This window comes from Curtobacterium sp. C1 (assembly GCF_021049325.1).
Lineage (GTDB): Bacteria > Actinomycetota > Actinomycetes > Actinomycetales > Microbacteriaceae > Curtobacterium > Curtobacterium citreum.
Map to the genome: position 1 here is coordinate 192,821 of NZ_CP088076.1, position 20,709 is coordinate 213,529.

The 20,709-nt window shown below is 72.7% G+C and carries 20 protein-coding genes; 10 read left to right on the forward strand and 10 right to left on the reverse strand.

The window, feature by feature from the left end:
• Positions 1-4: 4 nt before the first annotated feature.
• From mnhG to LQK89_RS01030, 7 genes are all read right to left on the reverse strand, one after another.
• A complete protein-coding gene (gene mnhG / locus LQK89_RS01000; RefSeq protein WP_114850683.1) occupies positions 5-361 on the reverse strand; it encodes a monovalent cation/H(+) antiporter subunit G in 357 nt (118 codons plus the stop codon).
• Positions 358-702, reverse strand: a complete 345-nt coding sequence (locus LQK89_RS01005) for a sodium:proton antiporter (protein ID WP_114850684.1) — start codon at positions 700-702, stop codon at positions 358-360. Before LQK89_RS01005 ends, mnhG begins: the two co-directional genes overlap by 4 nt.
• Positions 699-1,280: a Na+/H+ antiporter subunit E gene (locus LQK89_RS01010; protein WP_175325480.1), complete on the reverse strand. Its 582-nt coding sequence runs from the start codon at positions 1,278-1,280 to the stop codon at positions 699-701. The genes LQK89_RS01005 and LQK89_RS01010 overlap by 4 nt, the downstream gene beginning before the upstream one ends.
• Positions 1,277-2,968: a Na+/H+ antiporter subunit D gene (locus LQK89_RS01015; protein WP_058741434.1), complete on the reverse strand. Its 1,692-nt coding sequence runs from the start codon at positions 2,966-2,968 to the stop codon at positions 1,277-1,279. Before LQK89_RS01015 ends, LQK89_RS01010 begins: the two co-directional genes overlap by 4 nt.
• Entirely contained in the window at positions 2,965-3,387 is a 423-nt protein-coding gene (locus tag LQK89_RS01020; RefSeq protein ID WP_058741433.1) for a Na(+)/H(+) antiporter subunit C, read from the reverse strand. The genes LQK89_RS01015 and LQK89_RS01020 overlap by 4 nt, the downstream gene beginning before the upstream one ends.
• The gene (locus LQK89_RS01025; protein WP_231049879.1) at positions 3,384-6,308 is read right to left on the reverse strand and encodes a Na+/H+ antiporter subunit A; all 2,925 of its coding nucleotides are present in this window, start codon (positions 6,306-6,308) and stop codon (positions 3,384-3,386) included. Before LQK89_RS01025 ends, LQK89_RS01020 begins: the two co-directional genes overlap by 4 nt.
• 157 nt (positions 6,309-6,465) lie before the next feature.
• Entirely contained in the window at positions 6,466-7,221 is a 756-nt protein-coding gene (locus LQK89_RS01030) for an SDR family NAD(P)-dependent oxidoreductase (protein ID WP_231049880.1), read from the reverse strand.
• A gap of 66 nt (positions 7,222-7,287) precedes the next feature.
• On the opposite strand from LQK89_RS01030, the gene LQK89_RS01035 reads away from it, so the two are divergent.
• The 4 genes from LQK89_RS01035 to LQK89_RS18095 all read left to right on the forward strand — a co-directional run bounded on the left by LQK89_RS01035 (position 7,288) and on the right by LQK89_RS18095 (position 11,100).
• Positions 7,288-8,007, forward strand: coding sequence for an SDR family oxidoreductase (locus LQK89_RS01035; RefSeq protein WP_144805340.1), 720 nt, complete (start codon positions 7,288-7,290; stop codon positions 8,005-8,007).
• A 24-nt stretch (positions 8,008-8,031) separates the two neighbouring features.
• On the forward strand, positions 8,032-8,901 hold the full coding sequence (locus LQK89_RS01040) for an SMP-30/gluconolactonase/LRE family protein (RefSeq protein WP_231049881.1): 870 nt from the start codon (positions 8,032-8,034) through the stop codon (positions 8,899-8,901).
• Positions 8,902-8,918: 17 nt separating this feature from the next.
• Positions 8,919-10,070, forward strand: a complete 1,152-nt coding sequence (gene rlmC, locus LQK89_RS01045; RefSeq protein ID WP_231049882.1) for a 23S rRNA (uracil(747)-C(5))-methyltransferase RlmC — start codon at positions 8,919-8,921, stop codon at positions 10,068-10,070.
• A gap of 361 nt (positions 10,071-10,431) precedes the next feature.
• Positions 10,432-11,100 (forward strand): LysM peptidoglycan-binding domain-containing protein, encoded by a 669-nt coding sequence (locus LQK89_RS18095; protein ID WP_174779131.1) that lies wholly within the window; start codon positions 10,432-10,434, stop codon positions 11,098-11,100.
• Positions 11,101-11,182: 82 nt separating this feature from the next.
• On the opposite strand, the gene LQK89_RS01060 is transcribed toward LQK89_RS18095, so the two are convergent.
• Both LQK89_RS01060 and LQK89_RS01065 read right to left on the reverse strand, forming a co-directional pair.
• Entirely contained in the window at positions 11,183-12,289 is a 1,107-nt protein-coding gene (locus tag LQK89_RS01060; RefSeq protein WP_231049883.1) for an LCP family protein, read from the reverse strand.
• Positions 12,290-12,358: 69 nt separating this feature from the next.
• The gene (locus tag LQK89_RS01065; RefSeq protein ID WP_175325485.1) at positions 12,359-12,757 is read right to left on the reverse strand and encodes a MarR family winged helix-turn-helix transcriptional regulator; all 399 of its coding nucleotides are present in this window, start codon (positions 12,755-12,757) and stop codon (positions 12,359-12,361) included.
• Positions 12,758-12,828: 71 nt separating this feature from the next.
• On the opposite strand from LQK89_RS01065, the gene LQK89_RS01070 reads away from it, so the two are divergent.
• The 5 genes from LQK89_RS01070 to LQK89_RS01090 all read left to right on the forward strand — a co-directional run bounded on the left by LQK89_RS01070 (position 12,829) and on the right by LQK89_RS01090 (position 18,734).
• Positions 12,829-14,964 carry an MMPL family transporter gene (locus LQK89_RS01070; protein WP_231049884.1) on the forward strand — a complete coding sequence of 712 codons (2,136 nt, stop codon included), beginning with the start codon at positions 12,829-12,831 and terminating at the stop codon, positions 14,962-14,964.
• 12 nt (positions 14,965-14,976) lie between these two features.
• Positions 14,977-15,627 (forward strand): GntR family transcriptional regulator, encoded by a 651-nt coding sequence (locus LQK89_RS01075; RefSeq protein ID WP_231049885.1) that lies wholly within the window; start codon positions 14,977-14,979, stop codon positions 15,625-15,627.
• Positions 15,628-15,796: 169 nt separating this feature from the next.
• Positions 15,797-17,290, forward strand: a complete 1,494-nt coding sequence (locus tag LQK89_RS01080; RefSeq protein ID WP_231049886.1) for an LCP family protein — start codon at positions 15,797-15,799, stop codon at positions 17,288-17,290.
• Positions 17,291-17,363: 73 nt separating this feature from the next.
• Positions 17,364-17,942, forward strand: a complete 579-nt coding sequence (locus LQK89_RS01085; RefSeq protein ID WP_231049887.1) for a sigma-70 family RNA polymerase sigma factor — start codon at positions 17,364-17,366, stop codon at positions 17,940-17,942.
• 9 nt (positions 17,943-17,951) lie between these two features.
• Positions 17,952-18,734, forward strand: coding sequence for an endonuclease/exonuclease/phosphatase family protein (locus LQK89_RS01090; RefSeq protein WP_231049888.1), 783 nt, complete (start codon positions 17,952-17,954; stop codon positions 18,732-18,734).
• Positions 18,735-18,791: 57 nt separating this feature from the next.
• Here LQK89_RS01090 and LQK89_RS01095 read toward each other — a convergent pair whose 3' ends face one another.
• The gene (locus LQK89_RS01095) at positions 18,792-19,577 is read right to left on the reverse strand and encodes a hypothetical protein (RefSeq protein WP_231049889.1); all 786 of its coding nucleotides are present in this window, start codon (positions 19,575-19,577) and stop codon (positions 18,792-18,794) included.
• A gap of 159 nt (positions 19,578-19,736) precedes the next feature.
• Here LQK89_RS01095 and LQK89_RS01100 point away from each other — a divergent pair, with 159 nt between their 5' ends.
• The gene (locus LQK89_RS01100; protein WP_442874053.1) at positions 19,737-20,663 is read left to right on the forward strand and encodes an SDR family oxidoreductase; all 927 of its coding nucleotides are present in this window, start codon (positions 19,737-19,739) and stop codon (positions 20,661-20,663) included.
• Positions 20,664-20,709 lie beyond the last annotated feature (46 nt).

Here is a 20,709-nt window from a genome sequence, read left to right on the forward strand (position 1 = left end):
CGGCTCAGTCCTCGGTGTCGTCGACCAGCAGGTCCTCGTGCCGGTAGTCGTTCGACCGCAGGCCGGCCCGGGCGATCATGTGCGACGACACCGGCACCAGGAACAGCTGGAACACCATCACCGGCAGCACGACCCAGAACGCCGTCCAGGTCCCCACCGCGACGACGACCGCCGCGAGCGCCATCGCCAGCCCGAGGACCTGCGGCTTCGCCATCGCGTGCAGCCGGACGAGGGGGTCCGGGAACCGCACGATGCCGATCGCCGCCGCGAGGGACAGCGCGGCGCCGACGAGCAGCAGGACGAGGGCGACCCAGGCGCGGACGCCGGCGGTGTCGACGAAGGACTCGAGGATCTCGATCACGGGCGGCGCTCCTCGTCGACGGCGTGCTCCGGGGTGGTCGCGTCGAGCCCCTCGTCGGAGGGGTCGGACGACGGGGTGACGATGCGGGCGACCGCGATCGTGGCGAACACGCTCGTGGCCGCGATGACCACGAGCACCGGCACGGCGGTCAGGTCCCGGCGGACCACCATCGCCGCGGCGATGACGATGAGCGCGGTGGTCAGCACGATGTCGGAGCCGATCATCCGGTCCAGGATGGTCGGCCCGCGGACGATCCGACCGACCGCCAGGGCGAGCGTCGCACCGAGCAGCACGAGCAGCAGGACGACCCCGACGGCCATCACGACGACCGCGGCGCTCACCGGGTCACCTCCGGCAGCGGCTCGGTCAGCTCGGACACGTCCTGTCGCGAGCCGATCGCCCGGATCACCATCTCCTCGATCCGGTGCGCCTCGCGAGTCGCGGCGTGCACCTGCTCGACGCGTTCGGTGTCGAGCACGTGCAGCAGCAGCCGTCGACGGGGCAGGTCGACGTCGGCGACGTACGACCCCGGCACGAGCGATATCGCCAGCGTCGCGAGCGTGAAGGTCATCTCGGACGTCGTGTGCAGCTGCACGAGCACGATCGAGCTGCGCCGAACCCCGCGGGGCCGGACCGCGACCCAGGCGACCCGGAACGAGGCTGCCACGACGAGCCCGGCCCAGACCACCAGGAACCAGAGCAGCCGGGGCAGCGAGAGCCGCTTCGACAGCGGGACCGGCGGGAGCGGGAGGAGCTGGGTGACGAGCAGCGCGACGACCACGCCGCAGAGCAGCGTCAGGACGGTCCACGACCCCCACAGCAGCGCCCACAGCACGGTCAGTCCGGCGACGAGCGGCACGTCGTAGCGCCACGCGACGGCGATGCGTCGTGCGTTCGAGATCCGGCGGACGTCGGTCATCGCGCACCTCCGAGGACGGCCTGGACGTAGCGGTCGGGGGACTCGAGGGACTCCGCCGCGCGGGTCGCGTAGCCGTAGAGCGGCCCGGCGACGACCGTCAGGGCGACCGACCCGAGGACCGCCACCGTCGTGACGGCGACGAGCATGCGTGGCAGGCGGGCCGGCTCCGGCGCTTCGCCGGCGGTGGCCGTCGCGCCGGTCGCCGGACGGGAGGCGCTGCTCGCGTGGGGTGCGTCGGTGACGGTGGTCGAGCCTCCCGGGTGGTACGCCTCGCCCGTCTCCTCGGAGACGGTGAGGGGCGCCGGTTCCGGCGACCGCAGGTGCGCGTGCGGCTCGGCCGTCGTGACGTGCGGGGCCGCTGCCTCGGCGGCCGGCTTCGGTCGCCAGAAGGCGGCGTCCCAGACGCGCATCAGCGCGTACAGGGTCAGGAGGCTCGTGACGACCCCGGCGGCGACCGTCACCCACGCCATCGGGGAGCCGTCCTCGGCCGCTGCGCGGAACAGGCCGAGCTTGCCGATGAAGCCGGAGAAGGGCGGGATCCCGCCGAGGTTGAACGCCGGGACCAGGTACAGCGCCGCCAGGAGGGGTGCCGCCTTGAGCAGCCCGCCGAGCGACCGGCTCGAGGTCGTGCCGCCGACGCGCTCCATCACGCCCGACACCAGGAACAGCGTGGTCTGCACGACGATGTGGTGCACCGTGTAGAACACCGCGGCCGCCGTGCCCGCGACCGTGCCGAGGCCGATGCCCATCACCATGAAGCCGATGTGGCTGATCAGCGTGAACGACAGCAGTCGCTTGACGTCGGTCTGCGACACCGCGCCGAGCACGCCGACGATCATCGTCAGGACCGCCACGACGAGCAGGACCGTGTTGAGCTGCGGTCTCGGGAAGATGATCGTCTCGAGACGGATGATCGCGTAGATGCCGACCTTCGTGAGCAGGCCCGCGAACACCGCCGTGACCGGGGCCGGGGCGGTCGGGTACGAGTCCGGCAGCCAGAACGCCAGGGGGAACACGGCGGCCTTGATGCCGAACCCGATGAGCAGCATGGTGTGCAGGAGCAGCTGCACGTGCTCCGGGAGCTCGGCCATGCGCTGCGAGATCTGCGCGATGTTCACGGTGCCGGTGGCCCCGTAGACCAGGCCGATCGCGGCGAGGAAGATCGCCGACGCGATGAGGCTCGTGACGATGTACGTCGTGCCGGCGCGCACCCGCTGCTCGCTGCCGCCGAGGGTGATCAGCACGTAGCTCGCCACCAGGAGCATCTCGAACGCGACGTAGAGGTTGAAGAGGTCGCCGGCCATGAACGCGTCGAGGACACCCGCCGCGAGCACGAGGTAGGTCGGGTAGAAGATCGTGACCGGGGCGTCCTCGTCGTCCGCGGCCAGGCCCTGCCCGATCGAGAACAGCAGGACGAGCAGGAGCACGCTCGCGCTCACGGTGAGGAGCAGGGCGCTCAACCGGTCGACCACCAGCGAGATGCCGTACGGCGCCTCCCAGCCGCCGACCTGCACGACGATCGTGCCGTGCTGGTCGACCAGGACCATGAGCGTCGCCGCGACCGCGACGGCGACCGCGAGCACCGCGACGGTGATCGCACGCTGGAGCTTCTGGTGCCGGAGCAGCCCGAGCGCGACGGCCGCGCCGAGCAGCGGGACGAGGACGAGCAGCGGGACGAGCCAGGTCATCGGGAGGCCTCCTCGCGCTGCGCGGCTTCGGGGTCGGTGTCGATCTCGGGGTCCTCGTCCGCCGGGTCGTCGCGGTCCTTGCCGATCGCGGCGTCGGCCTCGTCGACCTCGACCTCGTCGGCGCGGGAGAGCTTCCAGGACCGGTGGATGAGCGCGAGGAGGAACGCGCTCACGGCGAAGGTGATGACGATCGCGGTGAGGGCGAAGGCCTGGGGGAGCGGGTCGGTGATGCCCTCGGCGGACTTGCCGATCGGCGGCCGGCCTGCGGCGCCGGACATGATGAGCAGCAGCAGGTTGAGCGCGTTGCCGAGCAGCAGGAAGCCGAGCAGCATCCGCGTCAGCGAGCGTTCGAGCAGCAGGTACACCCCGCACGAGAACAGCACCGCCATCGCGATGACGAGGACCAGCGTGATGGTCATGCGGCACTCCCTTCCGGGGTCGAGGCTGCGGCGTCGTCGGCGGGGTCGGACTCGGTCGTGTCGGCGATCGGGGCGCGGGAGTCCTCGAGGCGCTGGCGGTCGACCTCGGCACCGAGGCTCCGGAGCACGTCGAGCACGAGCCCGACGACGACCAGGTAGACCCCGATGTCGAAGAACGTCGCGGTGACGAACTCCACGTGGCCGAGCACGGGGACGGTGGCCTCGAAGAACTCGGAGTACAGGGCTTCCTTCCCGAAGAACAGCGGCACGATCGCGGTCGTCGCCGCGGTCGCGACCCCGAGCCCGAGCAGGCGTCCGGCGCGGACCGGGGCGGCGGCGCCGAGCTCGGCCGGACCACCGGCGAGGTACCGGGCAGCGAGCGCGATCCCGGCGACGAGCCCACCGGCGAACCCACCGCCGGCGGCGTTGTGCCCGGCGAACAGCAGGTAGAGCGACAGGACGATGAGCCCGTGGAACAGCAGGCGCACGACCACGTCGAGCAGGGCCGAGCGACCGGTCGGGATCGCGGCACTCGTCGGCAGCCAGGCGCGGGGTTCCCCGTCCGGGCGGTGCTTGTCGCTCGTCACGCTCGAGGGCAGGTCCCGGAGCCGCGGGAGCGTGTCCTCGCGGGAGTCCAGGAAGATCAGGCTCGCGACGCCCGTGGCCGCGGCGACGACGACGGTCAGCTCGCCGAGGGTGTCCCAGCCGCGCAGGTCGACGAGGGCGACGTTCACGACGTTCAGGCCGTGCCCGAACGAGCTCGTGAGCGCGGGCAGGTCCGGCCAGAGCGGCTCGGCCGTCCGGGCGGAGGCCGCGACGACGACGACGACCGCGAGGGTGACCCCGGCGAGGGCGGCGAAGAGCGCGCGGACGATCCGGAACCGCGAGGGGTTCGCGGTCGCGATCCGCGGGGGGAGCCGGCGGAGCACGAGCACGAACGCGATGAGCGTCACGGTCTCGACCACGAGCTGCGTGAGCGCGAGGTCGACGGCGCCGTGCAGGACGAAGAGCACGGACATGCCGTAGCCGGTGACGCCGACCAGGACGGCCGCGGCGAACCGGGTCTTCGCGGTGAGCACGGCGATCGCCGCGATCGCCATCACGACGACGACGGGCACCTGGCCCCACGAGTCCGCGAACCGGACGTGGAACGCCCACGGACCGCCGAGCACCAGGTTCGCGAGGGCCCCGGCGACGAACACCGACAGGATCACGGTCAGGTAGTAGGGGAGCGAGCCGCGCTGCAGGCTGGCGGTCAGGCCGGTCGCGAAGCGGTCGAGCCCGCGCATGGTCCGGCGGTACGTGCCCGAGGCGCTCGGCGAGCCCTCGAGCCGGTCCTGCAGGGCGCCGACCGGACGACGGAGCAGGAACAGGGCCGTGCCGCCGAGGAGCGTCAGCGCGGAGATACCGAGGGCGGGCTCGAGGCCGTGCCAGAGCGCCAGGTGCGGGACCTCGCCCGGCAGCGCGGCGTCGGCGGCCGCCGGTTCGATGCCGTGCGCGACCACCGGGGTCAGCAGGCCGAGGACGACCCCGGCGACGGCGAGCACCGACGGCACGACGCCGAGGCCGTGCAGTCCGTGCGGCTCCGTGGCCGCGACCCCGGGCTTCCGGGCGAAGGTGCCCCAGAGGAAGCGCAGCGAGTACGCCACGGTCAGGACCGACCCGAGCGTGACCCCGATCAGGGCGACCCACGCCCACCCGGCCTGGGCACCGTGCAGCTCCTCGACGAAGCCGGTGAGCACGGCCTCCTTCGCGACGAAGCCGATCGTCGGCGGCAGCCCGGCCATCGACGCGAGCGCGAGCACGCTCACCACGACGAGCCACGGCGTGCGGCGCCCGAGCCCGCTGAGCTTCCGGAGGTCGCGGGTGCCGGTGGCGTGGTCGACCGCCCCGACGACCAGGAAGAGCGTCGACTTGAAGGTGGCGTGCGCGACGAGCAGGGCGACCCCGCCGAGCGCCAGGGCCGGCACGCCCCAGCCGACCGCGAGCACCAGGAAGCCGAGCTGCGCGACGGTGCCGTACGCGAGCAGGAGCTTGACGTCGGTCTGGCGCAGGGCGCGGTACCCACCGATGAGCATGCCGGCGACGCCGAGCACCGTGACGGTCTCGCGCCAGCCGGTCACCAGCGCGAACGCTGGGGCCAGCCGGGCGACGAGGTAGATGCCGGCCTTCACCATCGCCGCGGCGTGCAGGTAGGCGCTGACCGGGGTCGGGGCGGCCATCGCGGCGGGGAGCCAGAAGTGGAAGGGGACGATCGCCGACTTCGTCAGGGCGCCGAGGAGCACGAGCACGACGGCCACCGGCACGAGCGGTCCCGGTCGGTCGACGAGCTCCGGGGCCCGCGCGATGATGCCGGACAGGCTCGAGGTCCCCGCGGTCACGGACAGGGCGACGAGCCCCGCGAGCATCGCCAGGCCACCGGCGGTCGTGACGATGAGCGCCTGCATGGCGGCCGCGCGGCTGGCCCGCTTCGCGGCGTCGTGTCCGATGAGCAGGTAGGAGAAGACGGTCGTCGCCTCCCACAGCACGAAGAGCACGATCACGTCGTCGGCGACCACGAGCCCGTACATCGAGCCGGCGAAGGCGGTCAGGACGCCCGCGAACCGGCCGGTCCCGGGTTCGTCGCGACCGAAGTACGACGCGCAGTACACGAGCACGAGGGCGCCGACGACGGACACCACGAGCGCGAGCACCCACGACAGGGCGTCCATCCGCAGCGCGATCGCCAGGTCGAGCTCGGGGATCCACCGCCACGTGCTCGTCACCCCGCCGTGCAGTGCGGCGTCCGTCCGGGCGACGGTCAGCACCGCGGCGGCGGCCGGTGCGAGGGCGGCGACGTAGAACACGCGGCGCCCGAGCAGGGGGGTCAGGGCGGGGACGATCAGGGCGACGATCGCGAACGCGACGAGGACGGAGACCATCGGGCACCTCCTCGGGGTCGGGCTGCAGTCCGGCTCACTGGGCCCTCACAGCCTACGAGCAGGCGGTTGGCAACTTCCTGTACGGCCGGACAGCCGGCGACGTACGGGAGCAGACTGCCCCACCACTCTGCACCGCGACCGGCGCGGGCGTTGCGGGTCAGCGCTCGTACGCCTTCGCGGGGATCTGCGTCGCGAGTTTCCCGCCGGACACGTCGACGAGCGTCCCGGTGACGTACCCGGCCGCGTCGCTCGCGAGGAACACGAGCAGGTCCGCGACGTCGTCGGCCGACTCCCACCGCCGGATCGACAGCGTGTCGAGCAGCCGGTCCTGCGCGGCGGCCGGCATCTCGGCGAACCCGTTCATCGCCGTCGGCACCATGCCCGGCGCGTAGGCGTTGACGGTGATGCCCCACGGCCCGAGCTCGGACGCGAGCACCCGCGTGAAGGCGACGACCGCCGACTTCGATGCCGCGTAGGCCGCGCTCCCGACGCTCGGCACGATGGCCGCGAACGACGCCGCGTTGAGGATCCGTCCGCGTCCGGCGGCCTGCATGACCGGCGAGACCGCCTGGGCCACCAGGAACGTGCCGCCGACGTTGACGTCCATGCACCGGCGCCAGGCGTCCCACCCGAGCTCGGCGACCGTGCCCTCGACGTTGATGCCGGCGTTGTTCACGAGCACGTCGACCGTGCCGTACCGGGCGACGACCCCGTCCACCGCAGCGCGCACGGACGCGGGGTCGGTCACGTCGCAGCGGACCTGGTCGACGCCGGTCGTCGAGGCGTCCGGGAACGCGAGGTCGAGCGCCACCACCCGGCAGCCCTCGGTCACGAACCGGTCGGCGAGCACGGCGCCGATCCCTCGGGCTGCCCCGGTCACGAGGACCACGCGGTCGGTCAGGTCGAGGTGCATCGTCGCTCCTGTCGTCGGTGTCGCGCGCCGACCACCGCGACGCCGCGAGAGCCATACTGTTCCACCATGACGGCGAAGGTGCTCTGGACCACGGGTGGCGGCAGCGGCATGGGGGCGGCCGGAGCCGTCGCGGCCGCGCGGGACGGCTGGACGGTCGTGCTCAGCGGGCGTCGGGCGGACCGGCTCGAGCAGGTCGCCGGGACGATCCGCGCCGCGGGTGGCACCGCCGACGTCCTGCCCGTCGACGTCGCCGATGCCGACGCGGTGCGTGCGGCCGGGGACACGGTGCTCGAACGGCACGGGAGGCTCGACGGACTGCTGCTCGCGGCGGGCCTGAACACGCCCCGGCGCCGGTGGGACGACCAGTCGCTCGACCAGGTCCGCGCCGTCCTCGACACGAACCTGACGGCCGTCGTGACCGTCGTCGACGCCGCGCTGCCCGCCCTCCGCGCCACCGGCGGCGTGGTCGTCGTCGTGTCGTCCTACGCCGGGTGGTCGTTCCAGCCGGGGGCCGGCGTCGCCTACTCGGCCTCGAAGACCGCGCTCGGCTCGGTCGTGCGGACGCTCAACCAGCAGGAGGCGCAGCACGGGGTCCGGGCGACCCACCTGTGCCCCGGGGACGTCGCGACGGACTTCCTCGACCAGCGCCCCGTCGTGCCGGACGCCGACGCCCGGGCGCGCATGCTGCAGCCCGAGGACGTCGGCCGGACCGTCGCGTTCGTGCTCGGCGCCGCGCCGCACGTCCGCATCGACGAACTCGTGCTGTCCCCCGTCGCGCAGCACTGACCGCAGACCCCGGAGGAGACAACCGTGCAGCTCACCGACCTCGTCCCCGACCCCGCCGCACTCGAGCGGATCGCGACCGGCAGCACCTGGGCCGAGGGGCCGTGCTGGATCCCCGCCACCGGGACCCTGCGGTGGTCGGACATCCCCGGCGACCGCATCCTCCAGTGGCACGAGGACACGGGGGAGACGACCGAGTACGCCACCGGGGTCGAGTTCACGAACGGTCGGGTGCTCGACCGCGACGGCTCGGTCGTCCAGTGCTCGCACGGCCGCCGTCGGGTCGAACGGGACCGGGACGGCGTCGTCACCCCGATCGTCGACGGGTGGGCCGGTGGACGCCTCAACTCGCCGAACGACGTCGTCGTCGCGCGGGACGGCAGCGTGTGGTTCACCGACCCGGCGTACGGCATCACCCAGCCGCGCGAGGGGCACCCCGGCGAGCGGGAGTACGGCGACCACTGGGTGTTCCGGTGCGGCACCGACGGCGAGGACCTGCGACCGGTCGTGCTCGACTGCGACGAGCCGAACGGCCTCGCGTTCTCGCCCGACGAGCGGGTGCTGTACGTCGCCAGCTCGTCCGCGGACCTGCCCGTGATCCGCGCCTACGACCGCGACGGCGCCCGGGTCAAGAACGGCCGCGAGTTCGTCCGTCTCCACCCAGGGGAGGGCGTCCCGGACGGCATCCGCGTCGACGAGCACGGCAACGTGTGGTCGTCCACCCACCGCGGGGTCTCGGTGTTCGCGCCGGACGGCACCCGGATCGGCGACGTGCCGGTGCCCGAGGTCGTCGCCAACCTGTGCTTCGGCGGCGCCGACGGCCGCACCCTCTTCGTCACCGCGACCACGTCCGTCCACCGGTTGCGCACCACGACCCGGGACGCCACCGCCCGCTGACGTATCCTGACCCGGCCATGCAGTGCGACTACTTCGACCGCGGGGTGTGCCGCTCCTGCACCCTGATGGGTCAGCCCTACGCCGACCAGGTGCTCGACAAGGAGATCCGCACGCGCGAACTCCTGCACGACGCCGTCGAGCACGCCGGGGGTCCCGGAGCGGTCGACTGGCTCCCGGCGATCACGAGCCCGGAGTCCGGCTACCGGAACAAGGCGAAGATGGTCGTCGGCGGGCCCGTCCAACGGCCGACGATCGGCATCCTCGACGACCGCCAGCGCGGCGTCGACCTGCGGCACTGCGGCATCTGCACGCCCGGCATCCAGCGGGCGCTCCCGGTCCTGGCCGCCTTCGTCGCGGACGCCGGGCTCATCCCGTACGACGTCGCCGCCCGTCGCGGCGAGCTGAAGTTCGTGCTCGTGACGGAGTCCCCGGACGGCGAGCTCATGGTCCGGTTCGTGCTCCGCTCCGAGGGGCAGCTGCCGCGCCTCCGCGAGCACCTCGGTGCCCTGCGGCGAGTGCTCCCCGAGGCCGTCGTCGTCACCGCGAACCTGCTCCCGGAGCACAAGGCCGTGACCGAGGGCGAGCGCGAGGTCGTGCTCACCGAGCAGGAGACGCTGCCGATGCGCTTCGACGACGTCACCATGCACCTCCGGCCGCAGAGCTTCTTCCAGACGAACACGTCCGTCGCCACGCAGCTGTACGCCCAGGCGTCGACCTGGATCGACGAGGTGGGACCGGCCTCGATGTGGGACCTCTACTGCGGCGTCGGCGGCTTCGCCCTGCACGCCGCACGCCCCGGACGCGCCGTGACCGGCATCGAGACGAGCCGCGAGGCCGTCCGCTCCGCGAAGCAGTCCGCGCGCGAGGCCGGTCTGTCCGACGTGCGCTTCGCCGCCGACGACGCGACCGAGCACGCCCTCCGCGCCCGTCCGGACGCCGTCCCCGAGCTCGTCGTGGTGAACCCGCCCCGCCGGGGCATCGGCGAGACGCTGTCCGCCTGGCTCGAGCAGTCCGACGTGCGGCACGTCGTCTACTCGAGCTGCAACCCGGTGACCCTCGCGAAGGACCTCGCCCGCATGCCGTCGCTGCGGCTGCGCCGCGCGCGGGTGCTCGACATGTTCCCCCAGACCGGCCACCTCGAGGCGGTCACCCTGCTGTCCAGGGACTGACCAGGAGGCGACCAGGGGACGGACGGGAGGCTCTGCACCAGCCCGCCCCGCGCCTCCAGTCCGTCGCATTGCCAGGGAACTGCCAAGGTCACGTACCCGGGTACGGCGTGATCACCATGAACGCGGCGATCGCCGCGTACAGGAACAGCGATGGGGTACATAGCAGTAACGGGTAGAACCGTTGGTCTCGGTTTGATAACAGTCCTGAGTTTCCTATGGTGGCCGACCAGACGCCGCCGGCACGAGACCACTGCCCCCGGAGGCGCACCCCACGACACGACCGCGATCGGTCGGGACGGGCAGTGGCGACCGAGACCGCTCCGGCGGCGTGCGGTCCGTGGTCCCGGTGGAGCGATCAACCATGAAGAAGCTTTCCCGTACCCGCACCATCGTCGGTGGCCTGGCGTTCGCCGGCATCGCCGCGACCGGTGTCGGCCTCGCGGCGGCGCCCGCGAACGCAGCGTCCGGCTCGACCTGGGACGCGCTCGCACAGTGCGAGTCCGGCGGCAACTGGGCCATCAACACCGGCAACGGCTACTACGGCGGCCTGCAGTTCAACCTCGGCACCTGGCAGGCGAACGGCGGCTCGGGCAACCCGGCGTCGGCGAGCCGCGAGGCCCAGATCGCCGTGGCCGAGCGCGTCCTCGCCTCGCAGGGCTGGGGTGCCTGGCCGGCCTGCTCCGCGAAGCTCGGCCTGAGCGGCACCGCCGGTGCAGCACCGCAGGCCGCGGCCCCGCAGCAGGCCGCTCCCCAGCAGGCCGCCCCGCAGCAGGCGGCGCCGAAGCAGGTCGCCCCGCAGCGCACGGCACCGGCGGCCACGCAGGCGGCGAAGCCCGCTGCGCCGTCGAAGCCCGCTGCGGTCCCGACGAGCGGCAAGACGTACACGATCCAGTCCGGCGACACCCTGGACAGCATCGCGACGAAGCTCGGCGTCGACGGCGGCTACATGAAGCTGTGGGCCGCGAACACGTCGACCATCGACGACGCGAATCTGATCTACGCCGGCCAGGAGCTGCAGCTCCCCGCCTGATCGACCTCCCGATCCAGCACGAGACCCCCGCGACCACGCGTCGCGGGGGTCTCGTGCTGTCCGTGTTCGGCGCGATGCGGAGTCAGTGATCGCGGGCGGCGAGCCACCGATCGAGGTCGTCCGAGCGGAGCGACTGCGACAGGGTCCGTCGGTCGCCGTCGTCGAGCGTGACGTACGACTGACCGTCGGTGCTCGTGCCCGAACCCGCGGTCGGCATCGTGAAGGTCCGGAGGTCGTCGGCCCGGACGCCACGGAGGGACCAGCCCAGCCCGAAGAGCGTCGGGGCGTCCAGGCCCGGGTCGACCGCGAGGTGGCGGCTGGTCACGGCGACGGCCTCCTGGATCCGACCGGGCTGGGTGAGGGTCCCGCGGGAGAGAGCCTGCTGGAACACCCCCCGCATGAACGCCTGCTGGTTGCGCACGCGGGTGTGGTCGGCGTCGGCGAAGGCGTGCCGTTCGCGCACGAACGCGAGGGCCTCGGCGCCGTCGAGCCGGTTGGGCCCTGCGGTGAAGGTGTGTCCGTGCGCGGTGAACGCCTGCGGCGATGAGACGGTGAGACCGCCGAGCGCGTCCGTCAGGTCCTCGAACCCGGCGAAGTCGATCTCGGCGACGTGGTCGATCCGGACGTCCAGCAGCTGCTCGACGGTCTGCACGGTGAGGGGGACGCCGCCCCACGAGTACGCGGCGTTGATCTTCGCCTGGCCGTGGCCGGGCACGTCGACCCAGGCGTCGCGCATGATGGACATCAGGTAGACCGCGTGCCGGTCCGCCGGGACGTGCGCGAGCATCAGGGCATCGGACCGCCCGCCGAGGGTCTGGTCGCCGTCGGGGTCGCGGGCTGCTCGCGAGTCCGAGCCGATGAGCAGGACGTTCTGCGCGCCGGCCGTAGGGGCGGGACGCTCCCCGGTCGGGAACGCGTCGGCGATGACGTCCTTCTCGGTGTCGAAGCTCCGGACGAGTCCGCCGACGAACACCGCCCCGACGACGGCCAGCACGGTGGCGACGCCGGCGAGCGAGGCGGTCGTGGCGAGGACCGCGCGGAGGACCGGACGTCGACGGCGTGGCTTGCGTGCCTGCTGGTCGGGCCGTGGGCGGCGGCTGCCCCGGGATGCTCGGAGCTCGGCCTCGGCCGCCGCGCGGGCGGCTCGGCGCTCGGAGACGGGAGACGGGACGTCGGCGCGGTCGGACACGGCTGCTCCTGCGGGTCGGGTCGACCCTGACGTCGACGACGCCAGCATACCGCAGGTGATATGTGGATATCAGTCCGAGGAGAGGATCCTCGTGAGCCGTTCCCGGAGCGCGTCGTCGTCGGGCAGGACCTCGCGCTCGATGTGGCGCGCCGTGTCCCAGGCCGCGCGCCCGGCGTCGGTGACCGAGACCACCCGGCGTCGGCGGTCGTCGGGGTGTGGTGTCCGCTCGACGAGCCCGTCGCGCTCGGCCCGCTCGAGCGTCAGGGACATCGTCTGCGGTCGGACGTGCGCCGTCCGCGCGAGGGTGTCGGCGCCGGTCGGCCCGGTCCGGATCAGGATGTCGATCGCGATGAGCGCCGCGTGGGTCAGGCCGATCGCCCGGAGTCGCTCGTCCCAGTCGCGCTCGACGGCCCGGGCTGCCGCGGAGAGCAGGCGGCCGAGGGGCCACTGCTCCGCCTGCTCGTGCATGATCGGAGTCTACGGCGCGCCCGGACGACCGAAGTGATCAGCATGCTGACGATCCGTGTACGCTCACCGTCGTGCCCCGCTTCCTCCGCATCGTGCTGCCCGCCGTCGTCATCGTGGTCTGGCTCGTCGTCGCCTCCGTCGGCGGTCCCGTCTTCGGCAAGATCTCGGGCGTCGCGACCAACGACCAGACGTCCTTCCTGCCCGCCTCGGCCGACGCGACGAAGGTGCAGGAGCGCTCCTCGGCGTTCCGGCAGGCGTCCGGGGCGCCCGCGATCGTCGTGCTCGAGCGGGACGGCGGGCTCCGCGACGGCGACCGGACGGCGGCCGAGCAGCTCGCGGCGACGCTCGGCGACCGGAGCGACGTCCGAGGGGTGAGCCCGGTCATCCCGAGCGAGGACGGCGACGCGGTCGAGATCGTCGCGACGCTGACCCAGGACGCCGAGACCGGTGACGCGGTGGCGTCGATCCGCGCCGACGTCGAGGACGCGCTGCCCGCCGGGCTCTCCGGGTACGTCACCGGTCCGGCGGGCTTCACGGCCGACCTGACCGAGGCGTTCGCGGGCATCGACGGCATCCTGCTCGGGGTCGCCCTCGCCGCGGTCTTCGTGATCCTCGTCGTCGTCTACCGTTCGCCGCTCCTGCCGGTGCTCGTGCTCGGCACCGCGACCTTCGCCCTCTGCGCCTCGATCCTCGTCGTGTACTGGCTCGCGGACGCCGGCATCGTCACGGTGAACGGCCAGGTGCAGGGCATCCTGTCGATCCTGGTGATCGGTGCCGCGACGGACTACGCGCTCCTGTACACCGCGCGCTACCGCGAGGCGCTGCGGGACCACCGGACCGGCTGGGGTGCGACGAAGGCGGCCCTCCGTGGCGCGTTCGAGCCGATCATCGCGTCGGGCGGCACCGTCATCGTCGGCGTGCTGTGCCTGCTGTTCTCGGACCTCAACTCGAACAAGGCGCTCGGTCCGGTCGCGGCCATCGGCATCGCGTTCAGCCTGCTCGCCGCGCTCACCCTGCTGCCGGCGCTCCTGATGGCGTTCCGTCGGGCTGCGTTCTGGCCGCTGCGGCCGGCGTACGGCAGCGCGCACAAGGTGCTCACCGGGCCGGACGCCCGGGGGATCTGGGCGCGCGTCGGGCGGCTCGTGGCGCGTCGGACCCGCACGGTGTGGGTGGTCTGCACGGTGGCCCTGCTCGCGATGGGGGCCGGCATCGTCGGGCTCCGGGCGGACGGTGTCCCGCAGAGCGACCTCGTCATCGGGTCCTCCCAGGCCCGCGACGGCCAGGACGTCCTCGCCGACCACTTCCCCGGCGGCTCCGGGAGCCCCGCGCAGGTGATCGGCCCGGAGCGCGACCTCGACCGGCTCGTCACGGCGATCCGCTCGGTCGACGGGGTGGACGGCGTCGTCGCGGCGGCGAAGGACAGCCCGTCCGGGACCACCCCCGTCGGGACCACGACGAAGGACGACACCGCTGCCCGGGGACCGGTCGCCGACCCGACGGTCTCGGACGGGGACGTACTGCTCGAGGCCACGCTCACCGCACCCGCCGACTCGGAACGCGCGGAGCAGACCGTGCGGGACCTGCGGACCGCGGTGGAGCGGGTGTCGCCGGACGCGCTCGTCGGCGGGGTCACCGCCACCGCCCTCGACACGAACGACACCGGCATCCGCGACCGGACGGTCATCATCCCGATCGTGCTGGTGGTCATCCTGCTCATCCTGATGCTGCTGCTGCGGAGCGTCGTGGCGCCACTGGTGCTCATCGGGAGCGTCATCGTGTCCTTCGTGGCCGCGCTCGGCGTCGGCGCGCTCGTCTTCGACCACGTCCTGCACCTGCCGGGCGCCGACCCCTCGGTCCCGCTGTTCTCGTTCGTGTTCCTCGTGGCACTCGGAGTCGACTACAACATCTTCCTCATGACCCGGGTCCGCGAGGAGGCGCTGCGGCACGGACCGCGCGAGGGCGTGCTCCGCGGCCTCGGGGCGACGGGCGGCGTGATCACCTCGGCGGGCATCGTCCTCGCGGCGACGTTCGCGGCGCTCGGCGTCATCCCGATCCTGTTCCTCGTGCAGATCGCGTTCATCGTGGCGTTCGGCGTCCTGCTCGACACGATCGTGGTCCGTTCCCTGCTCGTGCCGGCGGTCGTGTACGACCTCGGTCGCCGCGCGTGGTGGCCGTCGCGCCTCTCGCGCGCGACCCATCACATGTGACACGCTGGTCCCATGCCCGTACCCTCCACGCAGCCGGCCGCCGAGCGGAAGCTCCTCCGCGACACCGTGCAGGACAAGATCCGTGACGCGATCATGGACGGCACGCTCGAGCCCGGCGAGCGCCTGAACGACGACGACCTCATCGCCTGGCTCGGTGTCTCCCGGACCCCCATCCGTGAGGCACTGGCGGAGCTCGCCCGGGCCGGCCTCATCGAGATGGCGCCGAACCGCTACACGCGGGTCGCCGCACCGTCCAAGGACGAGATGCTCGACGCGTTCCGGACGCTCGGCGTGATCTACGGCGGCGTCGTCCGGCTCGCGGTGCCGCGGTTCACGGCGGCGGAGCGCAAGAAGATCGTCGCCATGCTCGACGACGTCGCGGCCCGGATGGACGCCCAGCACCAGGACGAGGTCGTCCGCGAGGGCTCGGACCTGTACGGGATGTGGGCCGACGCCTGCGGCAACCCGTCGCTCGCGCAGCTCTGCCGCGCGACCACGGACGGCCTCGCGTTCAAGCTGCGCGTGCCGGAGTTCGCCGAGCTCGTCCCGAACGAGGTCGTCCGGCCCGAGCTGGACAACCTGAAGGCCGCCGTCCTCGCCCAGGACCCGATCGCCGCCGAGCTGGCGATGGAGGCCGTCCACCTGCTCCCGACGCGCTCCTAACGGCGCGGCCCCGCCACGCGGCTGCGGTCGCGGACGCGGTGCGAGACGGACGGGAGGCACGTGGCGGCGCCGCCACGTGCCTCCCGTCCGGCCCGTCCCGGCCCCGCGCCGGGGGCGAGTGTCCAGGACTCTCCCTGTCCGTTCCACGCTGTGCGGTTATGGTTTCCGGGTGAGCATCGAACCCGAGCAGACGACGCGCCGCGCCCGCCGCGGCCACGTGCCGCCACGCCACGGGCGCCAGAAGCGCGGGGGCGGGGTCGTCCTGCCCGCCGTCGCGGGAGTGCTGGCGATGGGCCTGGTCCTCACCGGCGGGTACGCCGCGTTCGCGTACGCGAGCCTGTCCAACAACGTCACGAAGATCGACGCGATCGTCCCGAAGGCCAAGGGAGCGGACGACGTCGACGGCACCGCGCAGAACATCCTGCTCGTCGGCGACGACCACCGGCCGGACAACGCGACGCCGGAGGAGATGGCGGAGCTCAGCACCGAGTCCGACGGCGGCGCGACGAACACCGACACGATGATCGTGCTGCACATCAGCGCCGACGGGTCCCAGGCGACGATGATCTCGTTCCCGCGCGACTCGTACGTCGACATCCCCGGTGTCGGCAAGGGCAAGCTCAACAGTGCCTTCTACTACGGGACGCTCAACGGCGGGGGCGACACCGGCGGCGCGAAGCTCCTCATCCAGACCATCCAGGACCTCAGTGGCCTGACGATCGACCACTACGTCCGCGTCTCACTGCTCGGCTTCTACCAGGTCGTGAAGCAGCTCGGGCCGGTCGAGGTCTGCCTGAACCAACCCGCGAAGGACCCGTACTCCGGGGTGGACCTGCCCGCGGGGACGTCCCAGCTCGACGCGAAGCAGGCGCTCTCCTTCGTGCGCCAGCGCCACGGACTGCCGAACGGTGACCTCGACCGCAACGTCCGCCAGCAGTACTTCCTGTCGCAGGAGGCCCGCAAGGTGCTGTCCGCCGGCACGCTGCTCAACCCCGTGAAGATGAACAACATCCTCAGCGCGGTGGGCGGTTCGGTGCAGACCGACACCGACCTCATCTCGCTCGCGACCCAGATGCGGAACCTACGGCCGGGGAACATCCAGTCGGCGACGATCCCGACGCTCGGCACCCCCACGATCTACGTCGGCGGCTCCGCGCTGTCGATCGTCCAGGTCGACACCGTCGGGCTGCCCGCCTTCGTGCAGGGACTCGTCGGCGAGCCCGAGGAGTACACGAAGGCGACCGCGGCGGAGCCCGCCGCGACGACCGTCACGGTCCTGAACGGCAGCGGCGTCACGGGTGCCGCGGCCGCCGCGGGCGAGACCCTGACGGCGCGCGGCTTCCAGGTCGGCGCCCCGGGGTCCTCCGACGAGACGAAGACCACCCAGGTGCAGTACCCGGCGGGACAGGAGGCGCAGGCGAAGGCCGTCGCCGCGGTCGTGCCCGGTGCCGTCGCGGTGCGCTCGACGAAGGTGACCGGCGTGACGCTCGTGCTCGGGTCCGACGGCAAGACCGTGTCCGCCCCGGCCGCCCCCGCGTCGCCGGACGCCGGCTCGTCGGAGCCCGCTGCGCCGGAGTCGTCCTCGTCCTCGTCGTCGTCCGAGCCCTCGCCGTCGTCGACCGACGTGAAGTCGTACGGCAAGGAAGGCGTCTGCATCAACTGAGTGCTGCCCGGCAGGCTGCTGTGACGGTGCCCCTCGATTGGCGTTCGTGCCGACCGGCATGTGGAATGTCAGCGTGCGAGCGCAACTGCAGACGAACCGGGACGAAGAACGCGCGTGGCTGCTGGCCGCCGCTGCGGGGGACCGGCTCGCGTTCGGCCGGTTGTACGGCCGGCTCCGACCGCTCGTCGAGCGGTGGGTGCGACTCGTGGTGGTCGACCCGTGGCAGTCCGAGGAGGTCGTGCAGGACGTCTTCCTCGAGGTGTGGCAGATCGCCGGACGGTACGACCCCCGGCACAGTGCGGTCGCGTGGATCCGGACCATCGCCCAGCGTCGGGCGATCGACCGCGTGCGGTCGAGCGAGGCCGACCGGCAGCGCGACCTGCGCATCGGCGCGCGGCACCTGGAGCTCGTCGACCACGCGTCGCTCGAGCGGGCCGAGGGGGTGCTCGACCGGGCCGCGCTCCGCGACGCCGTCCGGTCGCTGCCGGACCGACAGCGCGAGGCGGTCGTGCTCCGGCACCTGGTCGAGCTGAGCGGACCGGAGCTCGCGGACCGGCTCGGGGTCCCGCTCGGGACCGCGAAGAGCCGTGCGCGCGACGGCGTCTCGGCACTCCGGCGTTCCCTGGCGCACCGGGCAGGACCGCCTCGGTAGGTTCGTGCCGTGACCTCCGCCGCGCGCCCGATCACCCTGATGACCTACAACGTGAAGAACCCGGACCCGGCCCACGACTGGCCGGCCCGACTGCCGCTGGTCCTCGAGGTCATCCGGCGGCACGACCCCGACGTGCTGTGCGTGCAGGAGGCCTTCGACCACCAGATGGACGACCTGCGAGCCGGTCTGCCGGACCACGGCGACGTCGGGCAGGGGCGCGAGGGCGGGACCGCGGGGGAGCACGCCGCCGTGTTCTTCCGCCGTGACCGACTGCGCCCGGTGGACGAGGGCACGTTCTGGCTGTCGGACACCCCCGACGAGCCGGTGTCGAACACGTGGGGCAGCCTGTACCCGCGGGTGGCGAACCACGCCCGGTTCCTCGACGTCGACGGGTCGTCCTTCACGCTCCTGACCTCGCACTTCGACCACGAGGAGAACGCGCACGGCGACGACGTCCGACGGCGGAGCGCCGCGCTGGTCGTGGAGCGGCTGCACGCCGTCGACGGACCGGTCGTGTTCGCGGGCGACTGCAACGAACCGGCGGGCGGTGGCGCCGCCTGGCAGGTGTTCGTCGACGCCGGCTACCGAGACGCCTGGCTCGACGCCGGGGACCCGGACGACCGGACGGCGACGTACAACGACTGGCAGGCGCCGGTGGACTCGGGGGAGCGCATCGACTGGGTGTTCACGCGCGGGGTGCGCGCGGTGGACCGGGTCGTGATCGACCACGACGGGCCCGAGACCTGGGCCGCGAGCGACCACTTCCCGGTGGTCGCGACGATCCGGGTCTGACCCGGGGCCGCCGAGTGCTGACGCGCGGCGGTCAGCCCGAGCGCTGACGCGCGGCGGTCAGCAGGAGCGCTGCGTGTGCACCGGCATCGGGGAGCCGAGGACGCTCACGACGGTGCCGTTCGTCAAGGCCGAGACCCCGTTCGAGCCCGCGGTGTCGTCGTCGTCGGCTGCGGTGTCACTGGCTCCGCTGCTGTCGCCGGTGTGGGCGTCGTCATCGGTCGTCGGCGCCCATCCGGGTTCGAGCAGGAGTTGCCAGGCGCGGGAGTCGCCCGAGCCGAAGGACACCTTGTCGGAGCGCGGTGCAGCGCGGAGTTCGTCCTCGATGTCGTCACCGACCCGGACCCCGTCGGGGCCGGACAGGGCGACGGGGTCGCCGGACCGCGAGCGGACGGCGTCCTTGAGCACGCGGATCTCCACGGCGTTGCCCGCCTCGGCCGGGGTCGTCATCGCGGCGACGCGCAGGGCGCCGCCCCACGTGTAGGTGGTCCCGGACGGGAAGCACGCGCCGCCCGAGCCGATCGCGGTCTGTGTCCGCGCGGGGGTGCCGAGCAGCCGGTTCAGCAGGTCCACCGTCGACCGCGAGTCGCGCATGGACACGTCGGCGACGGTCTTGTCCCCGCTGCGGAACACGAGGGACTCCGCGTCGAGCTCGACGGCGTCGACGCGCCGGAGCTTGGCAGTGGAGACGTCGACGGACGGCGTCGCGGACGGTGTGCCGTCACCGGGGAACTCTGCCGCGGCGGCGGTCGGCACCCCGTCGAGCTGGCTCGGGCCGACGCCCAGCGAACCCGCCGTGACGGCGAGCGCGGCAGCGCCGAGCGCGAGCAGGGTCCGGGGAGTCACCATTCGACCGTACGACGCCCGACCGGACAGAACGACAGGTGTTACCGAATCGCGTCCTCGTCGTCATGCGTTCGTGACATTCGGGGATGTGTCACGGAACCGCGACGGGGGACACCCCGCTGGACGGGCCCGGGTCCGGTGGTGCGTACCGTCGCCCGCATGACGGAGCAGCAGGGCGGCCGGACGGGTCGCGACCAGTACACGATGCAGGACCCCACGAAGCTCTACGCCGACAAGAAGCCGGACGAGCAGTACCTCCCGGGCGCCGGGACCGATGAGGAGATGGCGCAGAACGTCCCTGCGGACCACGGCGAGGACACCTACCGCGGCTCCGGTCGGCTCGAGGGGCGCAAGGCGCTCGTCACCGGCGGCGACTCGGGCATCGGCGCGGCGGTCGCGATCGCCTTCGCCCGCGAGGGTGCGGACGTCGCGATCGTGTACCTGCCCGAGGAGCAGGAGGACGCCGACCGCATCGTCGGACTCATCGAGGACGCCGGTCGCACGGCCGTGGCGATCCCGGGCGACATCACGGAACTGGCGTTCTGCGAGGAGCTCGTTCATCGGGCGGTCGACGGCCTGGGCGGTCTCGACATCCTGGTGAACAACGCCGGCAAGCAGCAGAACGTCGACGACATCACGAAGATCTCGGACGAGGAGTTCGACGAGACCTTCAAGACGAACGCCTACGCCACGTTCCGCATCACCAAGGCCGCGGTGCCGCACCTGCAGCCCGGCTCCACGATCATCAACACGACGTCGATCCAGGCGTACGCACCCTCGCCGCACCTCGTGCACTACGCCGCGACGAAGGCGACCGTGAACAACATGGCGAAGGGGCTCGCCGCACAGCTCGCGCCGAAGGGCATCCGTGTGAACGCGGTCGCCCCCGGGCCGATCTGGACCCCGCTGCAGCCCGCCGGTGGTCAGCCGCCGGAGGCCCTGCCGTCCGCCGGTGAGCAGACGTACCTCGGCCGCTGGGGGCAGCCGGCCGAGCTCGCGCCGGCCTTCGTCTTCCTGGCGAGCGGCGAGTCGTCCTACGTCGTGGGCGAGACGCTGCACGTCGACGGTGGCATGCCCACGCCGTAGTCGCCGCTGGTGACGGAGTGGAGGCGCGGTGCCGGCTGGCACCGCG